Here is a 16,800-nt window from a genome sequence, read left to right on the forward strand (position 1 = left end):
GCAGCGTGTTATCCAGGGTGGCGCGGGGCTTGTCCGAGGGCTTCGTCCGGCGCTCTGGCCATCCACCATCCGTAACATTGGATATGGGGGCAGAACGGCCAGAACCAAGCCGGCGCGCCCGTCTCGATGCGTAATTCCGACGGGGTCACCGGCCAGGTCGTGTCGGACCGGCGGCGCAATGCAGACCACCGGCAATCCTCGACCATGGCGCTGCGTTCGGGCCTTGTCTCGCGCGGGCGGCCGGCTTCGGCGCGCGCAAACGACAAAACCCGGCGCGCTATCCACATGGCGGCGTCACCGGTACTCTGCTGGGTAAAAAATTGATGGGGGATTTTAACGCCAAAGCGTCGGCAAAGCGAGTTATCCACAGGAATGCCCACAGCACCGGCATCTCCGGGCGGCCTCGCCGCGTTAACCGGCCTGACTTCGCGCGACGGCTGCGCATTTGCGGGGCAATGGTGTCGTTTTGCCGCGAGCGCGTGAATATCTCCCCTGAACGGCATTTATCCACCGGCAGAAAAAGATGCCCCGTCGTTTTCCTGCCATTATCCACAGCCCCGGTACCGCCGGATGGCGCGTCTGCGAGAACCCAGGCACCGATCGTGCACATGCGCATCTTCCGTGATGGCTAACCTATTGACACACAACGGAAAAGCCGATTAAATAGCGGGTTCGTTAGAAAGATAACCGGATTCCTATCCAACTCCCGACGGCTGGGCCGAGCGTGAAAGTCCTTGAATTTGCAGGTTTTCACGGTGCTCATGTGGCGTTTCACGATGCTGCTGCGCGGGAATTTTTTCACACAGTGAGTGCATCATGAAACGTACTTTTCAGCCTTCCGTGACGCGCCGCAAGCGCACCCATGGCTTCCTGGTTCGCATGAAGACCCGTGGCGGCCGCAAGGTCATCGCCGCTCGTCGCGCCAAGGGCCGTAAGCGCCTGGCCGTTTAATCGCGGATCTCGGTCGTACCGCGGTTTGCGCGTCAAATCCGCAAGGCGCGAAGTCCCGGCACTGGGGTTTCCCAAAGCCGCGCGACTTCTCAAAACGGATGAGTTCTCATCCGTTTTTAGTTTGCGCCCCCTGCGTCGCAGCGCGCACTTCGTGTTGTACATGCGCCGGCGCGACAGCGCGCCGGACACCCCTGTCGATGCCATGCCTCAAGAGGGCCGCATCGGCATTGTCGTCGGCAAGAAGCACGCGCCTCGCGCGGTCACTCGCAACCTGATCAAGCGTCAGGCGCGCGAGATGTTCCGTCAGCGCCGCGCGGCTCTGGCGGGCTGGGATTTCGTGCTGCGATTGACCCGGCGTTTCGACAAGGGGACGTACACGGCGGCGGCGGCGCCAGTGTTGAACACACTGTGTCACGCGGAATTCACGCAGCTCTTCGATGCTGCGGAAAAGGCCGCCCGCAGGCATCGCCCGACCGGCGACAAGACGGAAGGTAGTTAGTCCTCACACGGTAGCGCCCGACTCCCGGGCATGCGCCGCCACCCGGCCTCTCGGCCGGACTGACAGGCGGAATCGAGATGCGAAGCGTGCTGTTGTTGCTCCTGCGCGGTTACAAGCTGGCGATCAGTCCCTGGCTGGGGAACCGTTGCCGCTTTCATCCGAGCTGCTCCGACTACGCACGCGAGGCCATCATCGAGCATGGTGCCGGTTACGGCACTTATCTCGCGGCCCGGCGTCTATGCCGCTGTCATCCGTTTCACCCCGGTGGTTTCGATCCCGTACCGCCGGCACGACACGTCTGCAACGTCCCCGACTCTCCTGCCGAAGGCGCCGACACGGTTGCCGGAAGCGATGCGTCGCGAGCGAAGCGGACGGTCTCGACCGGGCCCGCGGCCGCATCGGCAGTTACGCGCCGCGCGCCGGGCCATTCCTGAGTTTCGTCCACCACGAGTTACCGCATGGACATCAAACGCACCGTACTCTGGGTCATTTTCGCGCTGTCTGTCGTGATGCTTTTCGACAACTGGCAACGCGCCAATGGCCATTCGTCGCTGTTCTTCCCGACGCCCGAGGTTTCGACCCCGGCCGCCACGGGCACGAACAAGACGCCGGCCAACGACCTGCCGCAAGGCGCCAACGCCGGTGCCGCCGCGGGTAGCGCACCGGGCAACGCGCCGGCCGCCGCCACCGCTCAAAAGGTGCGCATCACGACCGACGTCTACGAAGCCGACATCAGCACGCAGGGCGGCACGCTGTCGTTCCTCGCGCTCACCAAGTGGCCCGACGCCGAGGAAGCCGACAAGCACGTCGTGTTGTTCGACAACACGCCGAGCCAGCAGTATTTCGCGCGCACGGGTCTGATCGGCGGCGACTTCCCGAATCACAACGACATCTTCACGCAGGTGCCGGGTCCAACCACGATGACGGGCGACACCCTGACGGTGAAGTTCGAGTCGCCGGTCAAGGGCGGTCTGCAGCTGGTACGTGCATACACGTTCCATCGCGGCAGCTATGTGATCGACGTTTCGAACACGATCGTCAACAAGACCGACGCCGCCATCAAGCCCACGCTGTATATGGAGCTGGTGCGCGACGGCCGCGAGATCAGCGGCGCGAAGTTCTCGCACACGTTCACGGGGCCCGCGGTCTACAGCAGCGACGAGAAGTTCCAGAAGATCACGTTCAGCGACATCGACAAGGACAAGGCCAAGTACATCAAGCAGTCGAGCGACGGCTGGATCGGCATGGTGCAGCACTACTTCGCCACGGCCTGGATTCCGAAGGAGGGCGCCGAGCGCGACAACTACATCGGCAAGCTCGACAACGGCCTGTATCGTGTCGGTGTGAAGCAGCCGCTCGCGAGCATTCCTGCCGGCGGCACCGAAACGGTGGATGCCCGTCTGTTTGCCGGTCCGCAGGAAGAGCACATGCTCGAGCAGATCGCGCCGGGCCTGGAGCTCACGAAGGACTATGGTTACTTCACGATCCTCGCCAAGCCGTTGTTCTGGCTGCTCTCGAAGCTGCACGGCCTGCTGGGCAACTGGGGCTGGGCAATCATCGCGGTGACCGTGATCATCAAGCTGATTTTCTTCCCGCTCTCGGCCGCCAGCTACAAGTCGATGGCGCGCATGAAGGAAATCACGCCGCGCATGCAGGCGCTGCGCGAGCGTTACAAGAGCGATCCGCAGAAGATGAACGCGGCGCTCATGGAGCTGTACAAGACCGAGAAGGTCAATCCGTTCGGCGGCTGTATCCCGATCGTGATACAGATTCCGGTGTTCATCGCGCTGTACTGGGTGCTGCTGTCGTCGGTGGAAATGCGCGGCGCGCCTTGGTTGGGCTGGATTCACGATCTGTCCACGCAGGATCCGTATTACATCCTGCCGGTGCTCATGGCCGTGTCGATGTTCATCCAGACCAAGCTGAACCCGACGCCGCCGGATCCGATGCAGGCCAAGATGATGATGTTCATGCCGCTGATCTTCTCGGTCATGTTCCTCTTCCTGCCCTCGGGCCTGGTGCTGTACTACGTGGTGAACAACTCGTTGTCGATCGCGCAGCAATGGTCGATCAACCGAATGCTCGGCACCAAGAAGGAAAAGAAGGCGACCTCCTGACGCTTCGCGTCCGGACCGTCTGACGATGCCGCCCGCGAGTCTCTCGCGGGCGGTTTTGTTTGGTGCATGTCAAAATAAGCCTCTGTTTTCCACGAATCCTTCCATGAGCGCCTCCGTCTCCGCCGTTCCTGTCGCCGCCATTGCCACCGCCCCCGGACGCGGAGGGATCGGCGTGGTGCGCGTATCGTTCGGCAAGCATCGCGGCGACGCGGTGCAACGCGTGATCGCGCGCCTGGTCGGGCAGCCGCTCAAGCCGCGCCATGCGTCGTACCTGCCTTTTCTCGACGCCAACGGCGAGGCGCTCGATCGCGGCATCGCGCTGTACTTCCCAGGGCCGAATTCATACACGGGCGAAGACGTGCTGGAGCTGCAGGGCCACGGCGGTCCCATCGTCCTGCAATTGCTGCTGCAGCGTTGCCTCGACGAGGGCGCCGAGCTTGGCGTGCGGCTGGCGGAGCCGGGCGAATTCACGCACCGCGCGTTTCTGAACGACAAACTCGATCTGGCGCAGGCCGAAGCGGTGGCCGATCTGATCGAAGCGAGTACCGAGGCCGCGGCGCGCTCGGCAAGCCGCTCGCTCGATGGCGCGTTCTCGCGCGAGATTCATGCACTGGTGGATCAGGTGATTCATTTGCGCATGCTGGTCGAAGCGACGCTCGACTTTCCGGAAGAGGAGATCGATTTTCTGGAGGCGGCCGACGCGTTCGGTCAACTCGAACGAATTCGTGCGCAACTGGCGCAGGTGCTCTCGCAGGCGCGCCAGGGGGCGTTGCTGCGCGAGGGCATCAACGTGGTGCTGGCGGGGCAGCCCAACGTCGGCAAGTCCTCGTTGCTCAATGCGTTGGCCGGCGCGGAACTGGCCATCGTCACGCCGATTGCCGGCACCACGCGCGACAAGGTGCAGCAGACGATCCAGATCGACGGCATTCCGCTGCATATCATCGACACGGCCGGGCTGCGCGAGACCGAAGACGAGGTCGAGCGCATCGGTATCGCGCGCAGCTGGAGCGAGATCGCGAAGGCAGACGCCGTGCTGCACCTGCTCGACACCCGTACTGGCATGACGCCGGAAGACGAGGCGATCGCAAGGCAGTTGCCGAAGCACGTGCCGATCGTGCGCGTGTACAACAAGACGGATCTCGCGGGAGAACCGGCGACGGTGCTGCCCAAGGAGGGCGCGGCGCCACTCGGCGTGCGTCTGTCGGCCAAGGGCGGGCAGGGGATCGATCTGCTTCGCGCGGAGTTGTTGCGGATTGCCGGATGGCAGGCAGGTAACGAAGGCGTGTTTCTCGCCCGTGAACGTCATCTGTCGGCGTTGCGCGCCGCGCGCGAGCACATCGAAATGGCGGACGCGCATGCGCGTCGCAACGCGAATGCGCTCGATCTCTTCGCCGAGGAACTGCGTCTTGCGCAGGAACAGCTCAGCACCATCACCGGCGAATTCACTTCCGACGATCTGCTGGGCGTGATTTTCAGCCGGTTTTGCATCGGGAAGTGACCCCCTGCATACGAAAAGCGTAATGCTTTGAAACACTTCCGACACGTGTCGTAATTGCCCGGGAAGGCCGTCGCGCCTAGACTCGGGAGCATGAACACCTGAGCGGTATCGCGTCGCGAAAGGTCGCAAGCCTCTCGTTCGCGACGCGTATCCGCGATGCGGAATCCACCGCGTCCGGCGTTCGTTCTTCGAGGTCCGTGTCGTGAAACGTCTTCCTGTTGTCCTCGGCCTGGTCGCCGTGGCCGCTGCCGCCGTGAGCAGCAGCGCCTTTGCCTGGCATGGCCGCGTGGGTGTCTGGGTCGGTCCCGGCTATTACCCCTATCCCTACAGCTATCCCTATTACCCGCCGCCGTCGTACTACGCGCCGCCGGTCGTCGTCGTGCCGAGTCAGCCGCAGCAGTACATCGAGCAGCCGCAACCCGGCGCACAGGGCAATCTCCCCGGCACCAACGGCGACACCTGGTACTACTGCGACAAGGCGGGCGCCTATTACCCGTACGTGAAAACGTGTCCGGCCGGATGGCGCGAAGTGCCCGCGCAACCGGCGTCGAACTGATCGGGAGACACGCCATGGCCTTTGCTACTCTCGTTCGCGGCGCGCGCATGTCGCCGTCGTCGGCACCCACACACATGCGTCGCAACGAACACCCACCGCGAGCGTGGCGCCGCCTCGCGCCACTCGCCGTGACACTTGCCGCCGCCGCACTCGCGGGCTGCGCCGTCGTGCCCACCGGTCCGAGCGTCATGGCGCTGCCGGGTACCAGCAAGACCTTCGACCAGTTCCGGCGGGACGACTTCAACTGCCGCCAGTTCGCGTCCGGCCAGAACGGCGGCATGGACGCGGCAACCGCCGCCAATAACAGCGCGATCGGCAGCGCCGTGATCGGCACGGCCATCGGCGCCGCGGCCGGCGCCGCCTTCGGGGGCGGCTCGGGGGCCGCCATCGGCGCCGGTGCCGGCCTGCTCACCGGCAGCGCCGTCGGCATGGGCAACGCGCAGTCGTCTGCATACCTGACGCAAAGCCGCTATGATCAGGCCTACGTTCAGTGCATGTATGCGAGCGGCAACCGCGTGCCCGTGCGCGGGGACATGATGCCTTCGCGACCGGTGCAACGGTACGCGCCGCCGCCGCCCCCGCCTCCGGGATGGCGGCCGCCGCCCGGGTACTGATTCCACACATAAGGCGTGACGCCGACGCTGGTCCCGCGACGGGCCGTCGCCGGCGAATTCGCGTCGCTTCATCCGAGACACCCAATGGCCCGCCATTCACCCGTACCGCTCGCTTCGCCAGTTTCGTCCGCATCGCCCGTTTCGTTCGCATCGCGCACCTCACGCAGCTCCCGCGCCACGGTCGCGACGCTCCCCGTGCAAACGCCGTCGCTGCGCAAGCCGTCTTGGCGCATGCTGGCCGTCGCTCTCGCAACGGTGGTCGCCTCGATCGCGTTCGCGCCGCGCGCCCACGCGCAGAACACCGCAGCCCCGTCGAGCGCAGGCACGACCAACAGCGCCGCAGCGGGCGTGGCACCGGGCCAGGCGATCAACCCGAGTGCCGACATCTCGCGCGCCGTCTCGCGCGACATGACGGACACGGCGATCCAGAACAACTGGAACAGCATCATGCACCCGCCGGTGCAGGCGAGGCCCGAAGACAAGCCGGCGGAATCACCCCGACGCGGTCGTCGTGGCATTACGCCCGGTATCTCAACGAACTGATCGCGCGGACCGTGCGGATCGCGCGGCTGGCATTCGACCGGACGCGCGTCTACTATGAGAGTCATCAGCAGGTTCCGATCCCTGGTGTTCTCATGCGACTTTTCCTCGCCCTGTGGCCTGGGCCGGGCGTACGCGCGCAGCTTCACGAATGGGCCGTGTCGGCGCATGCCGAATGCGGCGGACGTGTGCTGCGCGCCCAGACCCTGCATCTCACGCTGGCCTTTCTCGACGAAGTGGATCCGGCCCGCCTGCCGATCCTTCTGGCACTCATGCAGCGCACACCGCTCGCACCGTTCACGCTCACCTTCGATCATCTCGGCTTCTGGTCGGATCGCAAGATCGTTTGGGCCGGTGCGGCGGCTGTGCCGGACAATCTCGTCGCGACACGCGATGCGCTGCTCTCGCAATGGGGCGCCACCGGGGCCCGCGTGCTCACGCAAGCATTCCGCCCGCACGTGACACTGCTGCGCCATGCGCGGCGCGCGCCGTCGGACCCGCATCCGCGTCCGCTCCTCTGGCAATGCGACGGCTATGCGCTCGTTCATTCCGTTCGCACGCCGCGCGGGCCGCACTACCGTGTGCTCGCCGAGCATCGCGGCACGACGCCGGAAGGCTTTTTGGCCGCGCCGGACGAGAATTCGTCAATGCCAGCAACGCAATACGGTATAGTCGGATGACGACGCGCCGGCCGAACGGCAGCACGTCGGTTTTTCGTCATTCGCAGGAGGTTCAAGTGCAAGTCGGATCGATCGTCAAATCCAATCACATCGCAGTACCGCAAGGCGCCATGGGGATCGTGACCCGTGTACTGGGCGATATGGCGATGGTGCGCTGGTACTCCGGACAGCCCGGGGCATCGAAAGAGCTCAACACCGAACCGTTTTTCATTGTCGACCTGATCGAAACGGGCGATGTCATGCCAGTAGGAGGCAGCCCCATCCTGCACTGAACAGCGTGCCGCGCCGACAGGCGCCCGGATACCGAAACGCCGGCCCGTCGAGAGACTGGCCGGCGTTTCTGCTTTTCCGGTGCCCGCGGCTTTCGCGCCCCCATCAGACGGGCCCCGCGCGCTGGCGCACGAGCGCGTCGAGACGCGCCGCCATCCGCTCGCGCCGCCGACGTGACGTGCGGTAGAGCAACACCGCCATCGCAAGCAGCACGACGCAGGCGATGGCAAACACCCCGTACGGCAACGTGTCGCCGTGCAATCGCATGCTGACTTGCGCACGTGTCTGTGTCGTGCAGATGATCGTGCCCGCGCGCATGCCCGTGTAGTGCATGCCACAGACGGCGACAGCCATCACCAGCGCCGCCAACGCGCGTTGCAGGCTTGTCTCCAGGTGAAACGCCAGCCAGAGCGCCACACTGGCCGCCACGATCGCAATGAGCACCGACAGCGCCACGAGCGTCGTGTCCCATTCGAAATACGCCTGCGTGCGCACCGCGCTCATGCCGAGATAGTGCATGCCGGCAACGCCGAGCCCGCCGGCCACGCCGGCGATCACGCATCGGATCGCATTGCGATAGGGCGCCCTGGCCACGTACCAGAGCGCCGCCCCCGAGACCAACACCGCCAGCACCAGACTGCCGAGCGTCGGCCAAAGGGAATACGACACGGGGAACGGCATGCGTTGCGCAGCCATGCCGATGAAATGCATGCCCCAAATGCCGATACCCCCCAGCGCGAGTGCCGATACGGTCAGATAACCGAGGCTGATGCCGCCGTCGTCGTCGCGAATGCGCGACGCCGCCACCAAAGCGACATACGCGCCCAACGTCGATATCACGAACGAAAGCAGAACGAGAAACTCACTGTATTGAAGGGGAACGACGCTTCCTGGCTGCATAGGCTTGTCCTGTGATTTTGCTACCGTCGGAACGCCCCAAAGGACGACGAAGAGCGATCTATTATTTGCGCCTGCACGACTACGCCCAGGGGGACACGACGTGGCATCGAACACGTCGGGCGTCAGCGCGATTCAATCTCGACGGTCCGTCGGCGTCAAGGGGTAAAACCGACCATGATTCGCCAGACGACGTCGATTTGCCGCACCGGCGCCGAAACCGTCGAGCGCATCGTCGCGCAAGCCCCCGTCCGGCGCACGATTGCCGCAGCGCGCGACGCCATCCCCGAGCCGTGGAGGGTTGGCACCGACATTTAGAGTTGGTGTTCCAAACCCGCGTCGCACATGGGCGCCGAACTGCGGCACCATCCAGGTTGGACACTGACCGGGCCCGGCGAGGCTCGGCCGCCATTTCAGGGAGACGTCTCACATGACCGACGCGGTCACGACCCATTCCACCGCCACCCCGGCGCCGCAGGGGGCACCGCTGACCGGCGCGCGACTGGCACTACTCACGGTCGGCCTTGCGCTGGGTACGTTCATGGAAGTGCTCGACACGTCCATCGCCAACGTGGCGGTGCCGACCATTGCGGGTAGCGTAGGGGTCTCGAACAGTCAGGGCACGTGGGTGATCAGCTCCTACGCCGTAGCCGCCGCCATCGCCGTGCCGCTCACAGGCTGGATGGCCCGGCGCGTGGGCGAGACGAGGCTGTTCGTGATGTCGGTCGCGGCCTTTACCGTCGCGTCGATGCTGTGCGGCCTGGCGCCGAACATGGAGACGCTCGTCCTCTTTCGCCTGCTCCAGGGCCTCGTGTCCGGCCCGATGGTGCCGCTCTCGCAGACCATCCTGCTGCGCAGCTTTCCGGAGAAGAAGCGCGGCCTCGCGCTCGGTCTGTGGGCGATGACGGTGATCGTCGCACCGATCTTCGGCCCGGTGGTCGGCGGATGGATCACCGACAACTACACATGGCCGTGGATTTTCTACATCAACGTGCCCGTGGGCATCTTCTCGGCGATATCGTGCTTCATTCTGCTGCGCGGGCACGAGACGAAGACGCAGAAGCTGCCGATCGACCTGATCGGCCTCGCGCTGCTCGCCATCGGCGTGGGCTCGCTGCAGATGATGCTCGACCTCGGCAAGGATCGCGACTGGTTCAACAACAGCCTGATCGTCACGCTCGCGATCACGGCGGCGATCTGTCTGTCGTTTCTGGTCATCTGGGAGCTCACGTCCGACAAGCCCATCGTCGACCTCACGTTGTTCAGGGATCGCAACTTCGCGCTGGGCGTGGTGGTGATTTCCTTCGGCTTCATGACGTTCTTCGCCTCGGTGGTCATCTTCCCCCTGTGGCTGCAAACGGTGATGGACTATACGGCGGGCAAGGCGGGTCTGGCCACCGCGCCTGTCGGCCTGCTCGCCCTCGTGCTATCCCCGATCATCGGTCAGAACATGGAGCGGCTCAACCTTCGCGCGGTCGCCTCGTTCGCATTCTTCGTGTTCGCGGGCGTGTCGTTCTGGAATTCGCATTTCGCGCTGAATCTGTCGTTTGCGAAAGTGATCGAGCCGCGGTTGGTGCAGGGCATCGGCATCGCCTGCTTCTTCGTGCCGGTCACGACCATCACGCTATCGAGCATTTCCGACGACCGGCTCGCCGCGGCCTCGGGCCTGTCGAACTTCTTTCGCACGCTTTCGGGGGCCATCGGCACCGCAGTGAGCACGACGATGTGGGAAGACCGGGCCATTTACCATCACGCGCGTCTGGCCGAGAACATCACGCCGTATTCGAGCGCCACCACGAGCTACCTCGACCAGTTGCGTCAGGGACTGGGGCTTGGCAACGGGTCCGACTTCGGCATGCTCAACGATCTGGTCACCCGCCAGTCCTTCATGCTGGCCACGAACGACATCTTCCACCTGTCCGGCTACGTGTTTCTCGCCATGGCGGCGCTGGTCTGGCTGACCCGGCCGAAGCGCGGCACCAAAGCCGCCGTGGGGCACTGACCCGGCGCCGGCCGGGGATCGTTCCAGAAAAGCAACAGTACTTTTCGGCTTGCCGGCTTCTGGCCGTCACGTCCGGGCGCTACCATGCCGTATTGCGCCGGATTGCGCTCACTCTTCTTGCAACAGGTGTCGGCATGCTGTTCGAACTGATCGCCCGCTACGGACTCTGGCTCGTCTTTCTGAACATCTTCGGACAGGCGCTCGGGCTGCCCCTGCCGGCCTATCCCACGCTCATCGTCACGGCGTCGACGTCGCTTTTCCCGGCGATGCTGATCGTCGCACTCGCCATCTTCGCGGCACTGCTGGGCGACACCCTCTGGTTCCTCGCCGGGCGGCGCTACGGTCATCACATCCTGCGTCTGATGTGCCGCCTGTCGATTTCGCCGGACACCTGCGTGAGCCGTACCGAAGGGGCAATGGGCCGTCACGGGGTGCGCGTGCTGATGTTTGCGCGCTTCGTGCCGGGTCTCTCGGCCCTGTCGGTGCCGATGGCCGGCGCGCTTGGTGTGTCCTGGCGCACGTTCCTGCTCTACGACGCCATCGGCGCGCTTCTGTGGTCGAGTGTCGCCGTGGCGCTCGGCGTGGTGTTCGCGTCGCACATCGTGTCGGTGCTCGACGCCTTCGACACGCTCGGTCGCGGCGTGCTGTGGCTCGTGGTGCTTGTCTTCGTGCTGTACCTGCTCAACCGCTGGCTCAACCGCTACCGGCTGCTGCGCTCGTTGCGCATGGCGCGCATTGGCGTTGCCACGCTGGAATCCTGGATGAAGGACGAAGTCACGCCGGTGGTGATCGACGTGCGTTCGGCCGCGCGCCGCGCCATCGATCCGTTCACGATTCCCGGGGCGCTCGCCATTGAGCCCGACGAGATCGGCGAAAAACTGCGCGATATCCCGCGAGATCGCCGGATCGTGGTGTTTTGCGCCTGTCCGAACGAGGTGACGGCCGCACGCCTGGCGCAGCAACTGCGTCAGCAGGGCTTCGCCGAGGTGCGGCCGCTGCTCGGCGGGCTCGACGCATGGCGCGACGCGGGCTACACGGTGCAGAAGATCGACGGGCTGGAAATGCTGGTTCCCGCACATTGATACATCACCGATTGCGCAATGCATTGTGCACAACTCAATGACGCGCGCTCATTCGAAAGACAGCGCGTGTTTTGCGTTTCAGGCGTCGGCCAGCGCGTCACGCAGTTGCAGCAGCAACGTACGCAAGGCCTTCTGCTGGGCGTCGGACTGACCGGTGACCGCCTGCACCTGGGCGGGCACCTGACGCGCCTCACGACGCAAATTCACGCCGCGTGGCGTAAGGTCGATGAACACCTGACGCTCGTCCGCTTCACCACGACGGCGCGTCAAGAGTCCCATGGTTTCCAGTCTTTTCAGCAGCGGGGTGAGCGTGCCGGAGTCGAGTCCGAGGCGCGCCCCCAACTGATTGACGGCGATATCGTCCTGCTCCCATAGCACGACCATCGCGAGATATTGCGAGTAGGTCAGACCCAGCCTGTCGAGCATCGGCTTGTGTGCCTTTGTCATGGCAAGCGACGCCGAGTACAACGCGAACCCCAACTGCTCTTCCAGACGCACTGGGGATTTCTGTGCGCCCTTTTTGCTAACGGCCATTCTCGTACGACGTCTCAATTCCATTTCGATTGCGCGCCATTCTATTTCACCGCGTGGAATGTCGCCAGTTGCGTGATGGCAGTGACCCACCGACGACAAGCCGCCTTCCACGAAAGCAATTTACGGTTACCCGAATACGGCTCGGTGTCGGCGCCGTGCTGCGGTTACGCGCAGCCGCATTCGACGCCGCCGCAGCTATCCACTCGCGCGAGCTCGGCACCGATCGGCATCCGGCAGGCTGTGCGCTCACTTCCGACACCATCTGTCTGCGAGCTGATCCCCCGGCGCATGGCGTTGAAAAATGCTTTATCTGAGGCCGCCTCAGTTTCAGGAGGAATTCGCCCGGGACAAGCGGGGGTGAGAAGCGGGGGTGAGAAGCGGGGGTGAGAAGCGGGGGTGAGAAGCGGGGGTGAGAAGCCAGGGAGAAAGGCGGGGTGAGGCCGGGAGCAGGTTCGGGATTCCGGTACGCCGGATGCCTGAGGCGATGCGGAGCCATCCCGCGAGCGGTCCGTGGCGCGAATGGGATCATGAAATCGCAGGGGCGGCTTTCCGAGCCTGTCTCGAGATCCCGGAATGGGTCGCACGCCGCCGCCAACCGAAATTCGTCGGGAAAAAATGCGTTAGCTGAGCAATCCTCAGTTTTGAGCGCCAATCGTACCGACGCCAGCCGGTGTGGCCGGGGTGTGCTTTCAAAAATGGGCGTCGGTCGATACCATGAGACCCAATTCCGATCACGACCGTCTCCTATCCGTGTCAGCAGTATCCGCCTGGGCCAAGTTGCCCGTCGTTGTGTGGGTGCGGCGTCAATTCGCACCGAACACCCTGCAAATCACGCTGCTGCTTGCCGGCATCGTCGGTCTGCTGGGGGCGTTGGCAACCGTGGCGTTTCGCGAGGCGCTCTCCGGGATGCAGTTCCTGCTCGCTGGGCATCGCAGCGGCATGGTCGAACTGGCGCAGAACCTGAACTGGTGGCAGCGGCTGCTGCTGCCGACCGTCGGGGGGCTGGTGGCTGGGCTGATCCTCCAGTACGCCACGCTGTGGGTGCCGAAAAAAGGCGCCGACGACTACATGGAAGCGATCGCCATCGGCACCGGCGTGCTGAGCCTGCGCCAGACGCTGGTCAAGAGCCTGTCGTCGCTTTGCTCGGTAGCGTCGGGCGCCTCGATCGGCCGCGAAGGGCCGATGGTGCAGCTCGCAGCGATGTTTGCCTCGCTAGTCGGCCGCATCCTCGCATTTCCCCCCGAAAGGCTGCGCCTGCTCGTTGCCTGCGGCGCGACCGCGGGGATCACGTCGGCATACAACGCACCGATCGCCGGAGCGCTGTTCATTTCGGAAATCGTGTACGGCTCGATCTCGACGGCAACGCTCGGACCGCTGGTCGTCGCCTCGGTCATCGCGAACATCGTGATTCGCCAGTTCCTCGGCTACGAAGCGGTGTACCAGATGCCGCGCTTCGATTTCGTCTCCGGCTGGGAAGTCTTCTTCTACGTGGGCCTCGGCGTGCTCGCCGGGATACTGGCGCCGTTGTTCCTTCGTTTGCTCGATACGGCCAAGCAGCGTTTCAGCTCGATGCCGGTGCCGCTGTTCCTGCGACTCGCGCTGGGCGGACTTGTGGTCGGCGTGCTCTCGTTGCAGGTCCCGCAGGTCTGGGGCAATGGCTACAGCGTGGTGAACTCGATCCTGCATACGCATTGGGCCTGGCAGGCCCTCGCGATGGTGCTGGTCTTCAAGGTGCTCGCCACGGCGTCGTCCGCCGGCTCGGGCGCGGTGGGCGGCGTATTCACGCCGACGCTGTTCGTTGGCGCGGCGCTGGGCAGCCTGTACGGCATTGCCATGAACGCGCTCGCCCCGTCCACCGCATCGGTGGCGAGCAGTTACGCCGTGGTCGGCATGGGGGCGTTTCTCGCGGCAACGACGTACGCGCCGCTGATGTCGATTCTGATGATCTTCGAGATGACGCTGAGTTATCAGGTCGTCTTGCCGCTGATGCTGGCCTGCGTGACGGCGTACCTGACCGCGCACACGCTGCGATCGGACTCCGTCTACGCCAAGTCGCTGCGTCGCAATCAGGTCGCGGGCCGCTGGCTTTCGATGACGGGTGAGGGCAGCGAGATGCGTCTGTCTTCGCTCGCGGTCGACAATGATTCGGTGGTGAGCGCCGCCGAGCCGGCGGATGCCATTGGGGATCGCTTCATCGCCACCGGCTACCGCAATCTCGTCGTGCGCGCGGAAGACGGGCGTCTGGCCGGCACGCTCGACGCCGCGAACTGGTGGCGACGGCAGGCCACCGGCGAGCCGGCGCAGTGGGCCGACGTCATCACGCCTTGCAAGGCGCTCGATGGCGACATGGCGCTTGTGAGCGCGTTACGCTCCGTGGGCAAGATGCACGCCGACTGGGTGCCGGTCGCCAACGCGCAAGGCAAATGGCTTGGCGTGGTGTCGCTGCCCGGGCTGATCGAGATCGTGACCGAAGAGCGGGGGGCCGAATGAGCCGGCGTCCAGGCGTCGGCCCGATCCGGCCGGCCGAACCGGCAACCGCCGACGACGGCACGCCGTACTCCACGGTATTCGACGACGTCTACCACAGCACCGACGGCGCACTCGGTCAGGCGCAGCATGTTTTTCTGGGTGGCAACGATCTCCCGGAACGCTGGCGGGGCCGCGAGCAGTTCGTGATCGTGGAAACGGGCTTCGGCCTGGGTCTGAATTTCCTCGCTACCTGGGCCGCGTGGCGCGACGACCCGCAGCGCCCGGAAAGACTGCATTTCGTCTCGGTGGAGAAGTCTCCGTTCCGGGCCAAGGATCTGCGGTGCATGCTGGAGCCCATGCTGGTGCTGCCCGGCATGACGGCGCTCGCGCCCCTGATGCAGCGGCTGTGCGATGTCTGGCCATCGCCCGTGGCAGGGTGGCACCGACTCGAACTTGCGCCGGGTGTGATCCTGAGCGTGGGCTTCGGCGATTTCTTCGACCTCATGCCGCTGTTGCGCGCCGGGGCCGATGCGTTCTATCTCGACGGCTTTGCTCCGTCGAAGAACCCGGACATGTGGTCGGCGGAGGTCTTCAGGACACTCGGGCGCCTGGCGCGCGACGGTGCGACGATCGCCACCTATACCGCCGCAGGACAAGTCCGGCGCGACCTGATCGCCGCGGGTTTCGACGTGGCACGGCGCCCCGGTTACGGGCGCAAGCGCGACATGCTCGCGGGCCGTTACGCGCCCCCCTATCGCATGCGTCGCCACGATCCGCCGCCACCAGCGCCGCCACGGGCGCGGGAGGCCATCGTCGTCGGCGCCGGCATGGCGGGGGCCGCCATGGCGCGGCGTCTGGTAGCGCGCGGCTGGCGAGTCCGGCTGTTCGAGCGTGCGCAGGCGCCCGGTATGGCGGCCTCGGGCAATCCCGCCGGCGTGTTCCATCCCCAGCTCTCGGCCGACGACAACGTGCTGTCTCGACTGACGCGCGCCGGCTTTCTTTACGCGCTCTCGCAGTGGCGCACGCTCCCTGGCGGACTGCCGGGGCGCGCGGACGGCCTGCTCCAGGTCGCCACGAGCGAGGCTGAGGCCGAGGCCATGGCGCAACTCGTGACCGCGCATGGCTATCCCGAAACGTATGCGAAGTGGGTCGACGCGCAACACGCATCGGCGCTGGCGGGCGAGACGCTCGCCCATGGCGGTGTGTGGTATCCCGAGGGGGGCTCGCTGGCGCCGGCGATGCTCTGCCGTGCCGAATTGGTCGCGGCGGGCCCTTCGCTAGACGCACGCTACGGTGTGAGCGTCGAACGTCTCGAAAGGGTGGGTGGCGGTGCGGACCCTGTAGCCGGTGACGGACGTGGGGCCACCGCCTGCCGCTGGGCTGCGCTCGACGAAACCGGCCGCGTGCTGGCGGAGGCGGACGTGGCCATCGTGACCGCCGCCGACGTCTCGCAAACCTTGCTCTCGGCCTATCTTCCGCCCGAATTCGTACCCGTCAAACGCGTGCGGGGGCAGTTGACGTTCCTGCCTCCGGACACGCTTGCCGGGCTGCGCATCCCCGTGTGTGGCGACGGCTACGTCGCGCCGCCTCCGCTCGGCGGCGCCGGCCCTGTCACCGGAGCGACGTACGGCTTCGATGACCCCGCTGAAGACGTCCGTGTCGGCGATCATCAGGCCAACCTGCGACGTCTCGCGGCACTGTTGCCGGGCCACGCCGACGCTTTCGGCGAGGCCGGCCTCGCGAGCGAACAGGCCGCCGCCGAGCTGGGCGGCCGCACGGCGTTCCGGGCGTTAATGCCCGACCGGTTGCCGATGGCGGGCCAGTTGCCTGATCTCGCTGCCATCGAGCCGCAGCGAAAACGTCTGGCGGGCGGGCACCTGCGTGACATCCCGCGCCTGGACGGGCTCTACGCGAGTTTTGCCTTCGGCTCTCGCGGGCTGGTCTTCGCGTCGCTTTGCGCCGAGCTGGTGGCCAGCCAGATCGAAGGCGAGCCGTGGCCGATCGGCAGCGATCTGGCCGATGCGGTCGACCCGGCGCGCTATCTCATGCAATCGCTTCGGAAGGCCTGACAAGCCCCACGAACCTTAACCG

Annotated in this window: 17 protein-coding genes; 15 read left to right on the plus strand and 2 right to left on the minus strand. The window is 65.3% G+C overall.

What is annotated here, in order from left to right:
* Positions 1-816: 816 nt before the first annotated feature.
* The 10 genes from rpmH (at position 817) to LV28_RS05480 (ending at position 7,727) form a co-directional block, all read left to right on the plus strand.
* Complete coding sequence (gene rpmH / locus LV28_RS01555) at positions 817-951, plus strand: 50S ribosomal protein L34 (RefSeq protein ID WP_010806664.1); 135 nt, start codon at positions 817-819, stop codon at positions 949-951.
* The gene (gene rnpA / locus LV28_RS02145; protein ID WP_369798700.1) at positions 890-1,450 is read left to right on the plus strand and encodes a ribonuclease P protein component; all 561 of its coding nucleotides are present in this window, start codon (positions 890-892) and stop codon (positions 1,448-1,450) included. The genes rpmH and rnpA overlap by 62 nt, the downstream gene beginning before the upstream one ends.
* Positions 1,451-1,527: 77 nt before the next feature.
* On the plus strand, positions 1,528-1,884 hold the full coding sequence (yidD, locus tag LV28_RS48205; protein WP_023872673.1) for a membrane protein insertion efficiency factor YidD: 357 nt from the start codon (positions 1,528-1,530) through the stop codon (positions 1,882-1,884).
* Positions 1,885-1,908: 24 nt separating this feature from the next.
* Entirely contained in the window at positions 1,909-3,567 is a 1,659-nt protein-coding gene (gene yidC, locus LV28_RS02265) for a membrane protein insertase YidC (RefSeq protein WP_023598272.1), read from the plus strand.
* Positions 3,568-3,670: 103 nt separating this feature from the next.
* Positions 3,671-5,065, plus strand: a complete 1,395-nt coding sequence (gene mnmE, locus LV28_RS02270) for a tRNA uridine-5-carboxymethylaminomethyl(34) synthesis GTPase MnmE (RefSeq protein WP_023598273.1) — start codon at positions 3,671-3,673, stop codon at positions 5,063-5,065.
* Positions 5,066-5,267: 202 nt separating this feature from the next.
* Positions 5,268-5,621 (plus strand): hypothetical protein, encoded by a 354-nt coding sequence (locus tag LV28_RS02300; RefSeq protein ID WP_023598274.1) that lies wholly within the window; start codon positions 5,268-5,270, stop codon positions 5,619-5,621.
* Positions 5,622-5,695: 74 nt separating this feature from the next.
* Positions 5,696-6,235 carry a YMGG-like glycine zipper-containing protein gene (locus LV28_RS03310; RefSeq protein WP_048806782.1) on the plus strand — a complete coding sequence of 180 codons (540 nt, stop codon included), beginning with the start codon at positions 5,696-5,698 and terminating at the stop codon, positions 6,233-6,235.
* Between the two features lie 84 nt (positions 6,236-6,319).
* Complete coding sequence (locus LV28_RS48970) at positions 6,320-6,778, plus strand: hypothetical protein (protein ID WP_158443219.1); 459 nt, start codon at positions 6,320-6,322, stop codon at positions 6,776-6,778.
* A 92-nt stretch (positions 6,779-6,870) separates the two neighbouring features.
* Positions 6,871-7,455: an RNA 2',3'-cyclic phosphodiesterase gene (thpR, locus tag LV28_RS48975; protein WP_023598277.1), complete on the plus strand. Its 585-nt coding sequence runs from the start codon at positions 6,871-6,873 to the stop codon at positions 7,453-7,455.
* Positions 7,456-7,511: 56 nt separating this feature from the next.
* The gene (locus LV28_RS05480) at positions 7,512-7,727 is read left to right on the plus strand and encodes a hypothetical protein (RefSeq protein WP_023872669.1); all 216 of its coding nucleotides are present in this window, start codon (positions 7,512-7,514) and stop codon (positions 7,725-7,727) included.
* A 103-nt stretch (positions 7,728-7,830) separates the two neighbouring features.
* Here the strand turns inward: LV28_RS05480 and LV28_RS05840 are convergent, their stop codons facing one another.
* Positions 7,831-8,625: an MHYT domain-containing protein gene (locus LV28_RS05840; protein ID WP_023598279.1), complete on the minus strand. Its 795-nt coding sequence runs from the start codon at positions 8,623-8,625 to the stop codon at positions 7,831-7,833.
* Positions 8,626-8,799: 174 nt separating this feature from the next.
* Here LV28_RS05840 and LV28_RS48590 point away from each other — a divergent pair, with 174 nt between their 5' ends.
* The 3 genes from LV28_RS48590 (at position 8,800) to LV28_RS06555 (ending at position 11,706) form a co-directional block, all read left to right on the plus strand.
* The gene (locus LV28_RS48590; RefSeq protein WP_155765743.1) at positions 8,800-8,940 is read left to right on the plus strand and encodes a hypothetical protein; all 141 of its coding nucleotides are present in this window, start codon (positions 8,800-8,802) and stop codon (positions 8,938-8,940) included.
* Between the two features lie 112 nt (positions 8,941-9,052).
* Positions 9,053-10,624, plus strand: coding sequence for a DHA2 family efflux MFS transporter permease subunit (locus LV28_RS06530; protein WP_038619327.1), 1,572 nt, complete (start codon positions 9,053-9,055; stop codon positions 10,622-10,624).
* Between the two features lie 134 nt (positions 10,625-10,758).
* On the plus strand, positions 10,759-11,706 hold the full coding sequence (locus LV28_RS06555; RefSeq protein WP_038619325.1) for a DedA family protein/thiosulfate sulfurtransferase GlpE: 948 nt from the start codon (positions 10,759-10,761) through the stop codon (positions 11,704-11,706).
* Positions 11,707-11,784: 78 nt separating this feature from the next.
* Here LV28_RS06555 and LV28_RS06990 read toward each other — a convergent pair whose 3' ends face one another.
* Entirely contained in the window at positions 11,785-12,240 is a 456-nt protein-coding gene (locus LV28_RS06990; protein WP_023598283.1) for a MarR family winged helix-turn-helix transcriptional regulator, read from the minus strand.
* 714 nt (positions 12,241-12,954) lie between these two features.
* Between LV28_RS06990 and LV28_RS07255 the strand changes: the two genes are divergently transcribed.
* Both LV28_RS07255 and mnmC read left to right on the plus strand, forming a co-directional pair.
* A complete protein-coding gene (locus tag LV28_RS07255; RefSeq protein ID WP_371328139.1) occupies positions 12,955-14,730 on the plus strand; it encodes a ClcB-like voltage-gated chloride channel protein in 1,776 nt (591 codons plus the stop codon).
* The gene (gene mnmC, locus LV28_RS07375) at positions 14,727-16,778 is read left to right on the plus strand and encodes a bifunctional tRNA (5-methylaminomethyl-2-thiouridine)(34)-methyltransferase MnmC2/FAD-dependent 5-carboxymethylaminomethyl-2-thiouridine(34) oxidoreductase MnmC1 (RefSeq protein ID WP_038619322.1); all 2,052 of its coding nucleotides are present in this window, start codon (positions 14,727-14,729) and stop codon (positions 16,776-16,778) included. Before LV28_RS07255 ends, mnmC begins: the two co-directional genes overlap by 4 nt.
* Positions 16,779-16,800 lie beyond the last annotated feature (22 nt).

It is taken from the genome of Pandoraea pnomenusa (genome assembly GCF_000767615.3).
GTDB lineage: Bacteria > Pseudomonadota > Gammaproteobacteria > Burkholderiales > Burkholderiaceae > Pandoraea > Pandoraea pnomenusa.

What these genes read in the sequence shown, in the direction of transcription:
- LV28_RS03310 (WP_048806782.1), top strand. Translation starts at nt 5,696, where the DNA reads ATGCGTCGCAACGAACACCCACCGCGAGCGTGGCGCCGCCTCGCGCCA.
- LV28_RS05840 (WP_023598279.1), bottom strand. Translation starts at nt 8,625, where the DNA reads ATGCAGCCAGGAAGCGTCGTTCCCCTTCAATACAGTGAGTTTCTCGTT.
- LV28_RS06555 (WP_038619325.1), top strand. Translation starts at nt 10,759, where the DNA reads ATGCTGTTCGAACTGATCGCCCGCTACGGACTCTGGCTCGTCTTTCTG.
- mnmE (WP_023598273.1), top strand. Translation starts at nt 3,671, where the DNA reads ATGAGCGCCTCCGTCTCCGCCGTTCCTGTCGCCGCCATTGCCACCGCC.
- mnmC (WP_038619322.1), top strand. Translation starts at nt 14,727, where the DNA reads ATGAGCCGGCGTCCAGGCGTCGGCCCGATCCGGCCGGCCGAACCGGCA.
- LV28_RS48590 (WP_155765743.1), top strand. Translation starts at nt 8,800, where the DNA reads ATGATTCGCCAGACGACGTCGATTTGCCGCACCGGCGCCGAAACCGTC.
- yidC (WP_023598272.1), top strand. Translation starts at nt 1,909, where the DNA reads ATGGACATCAAACGCACCGTACTCTGGGTCATTTTCGCGCTGTCTGTC.
- thpR (WP_023598277.1), top strand. Translation starts at nt 6,871, where the DNA reads ATGCGACTTTTCCTCGCCCTGTGGCCTGGGCCGGGCGTACGCGCGCAG.
- rpmH (WP_010806664.1), top strand. Translation starts at nt 817, where the DNA reads ATGAAACGTACTTTTCAGCCTTCCGTGACGCGCCGCAAGCGCACCCAT.
- LV28_RS06530 (WP_038619327.1), top strand. Translation starts at nt 9,053, where the DNA reads ATGACCGACGCGGTCACGACCCATTCCACCGCCACCCCGGCGCCGCAG.
- LV28_RS48970 (WP_158443219.1), top strand. Translation starts at nt 6,320, where the DNA reads ATGGCCCGCCATTCACCCGTACCGCTCGCTTCGCCAGTTTCGTCCGCA.
- LV28_RS07255 (WP_371328139.1), top strand. Translation starts at nt 12,955, where the DNA reads ATGAGACCCAATTCCGATCACGACCGTCTCCTATCCGTGTCAGCAGTA.
- LV28_RS06990 (WP_023598283.1), bottom strand. Translation starts at nt 12,240, where the DNA reads ATGGCCGTTAGCAAAAAGGGCGCACAGAAATCCCCAGTGCGTCTGGAA.
- yidD (WP_023872673.1), top strand. Translation starts at nt 1,528, where the DNA reads ATGCGAAGCGTGCTGTTGTTGCTCCTGCGCGGTTACAAGCTGGCGATC.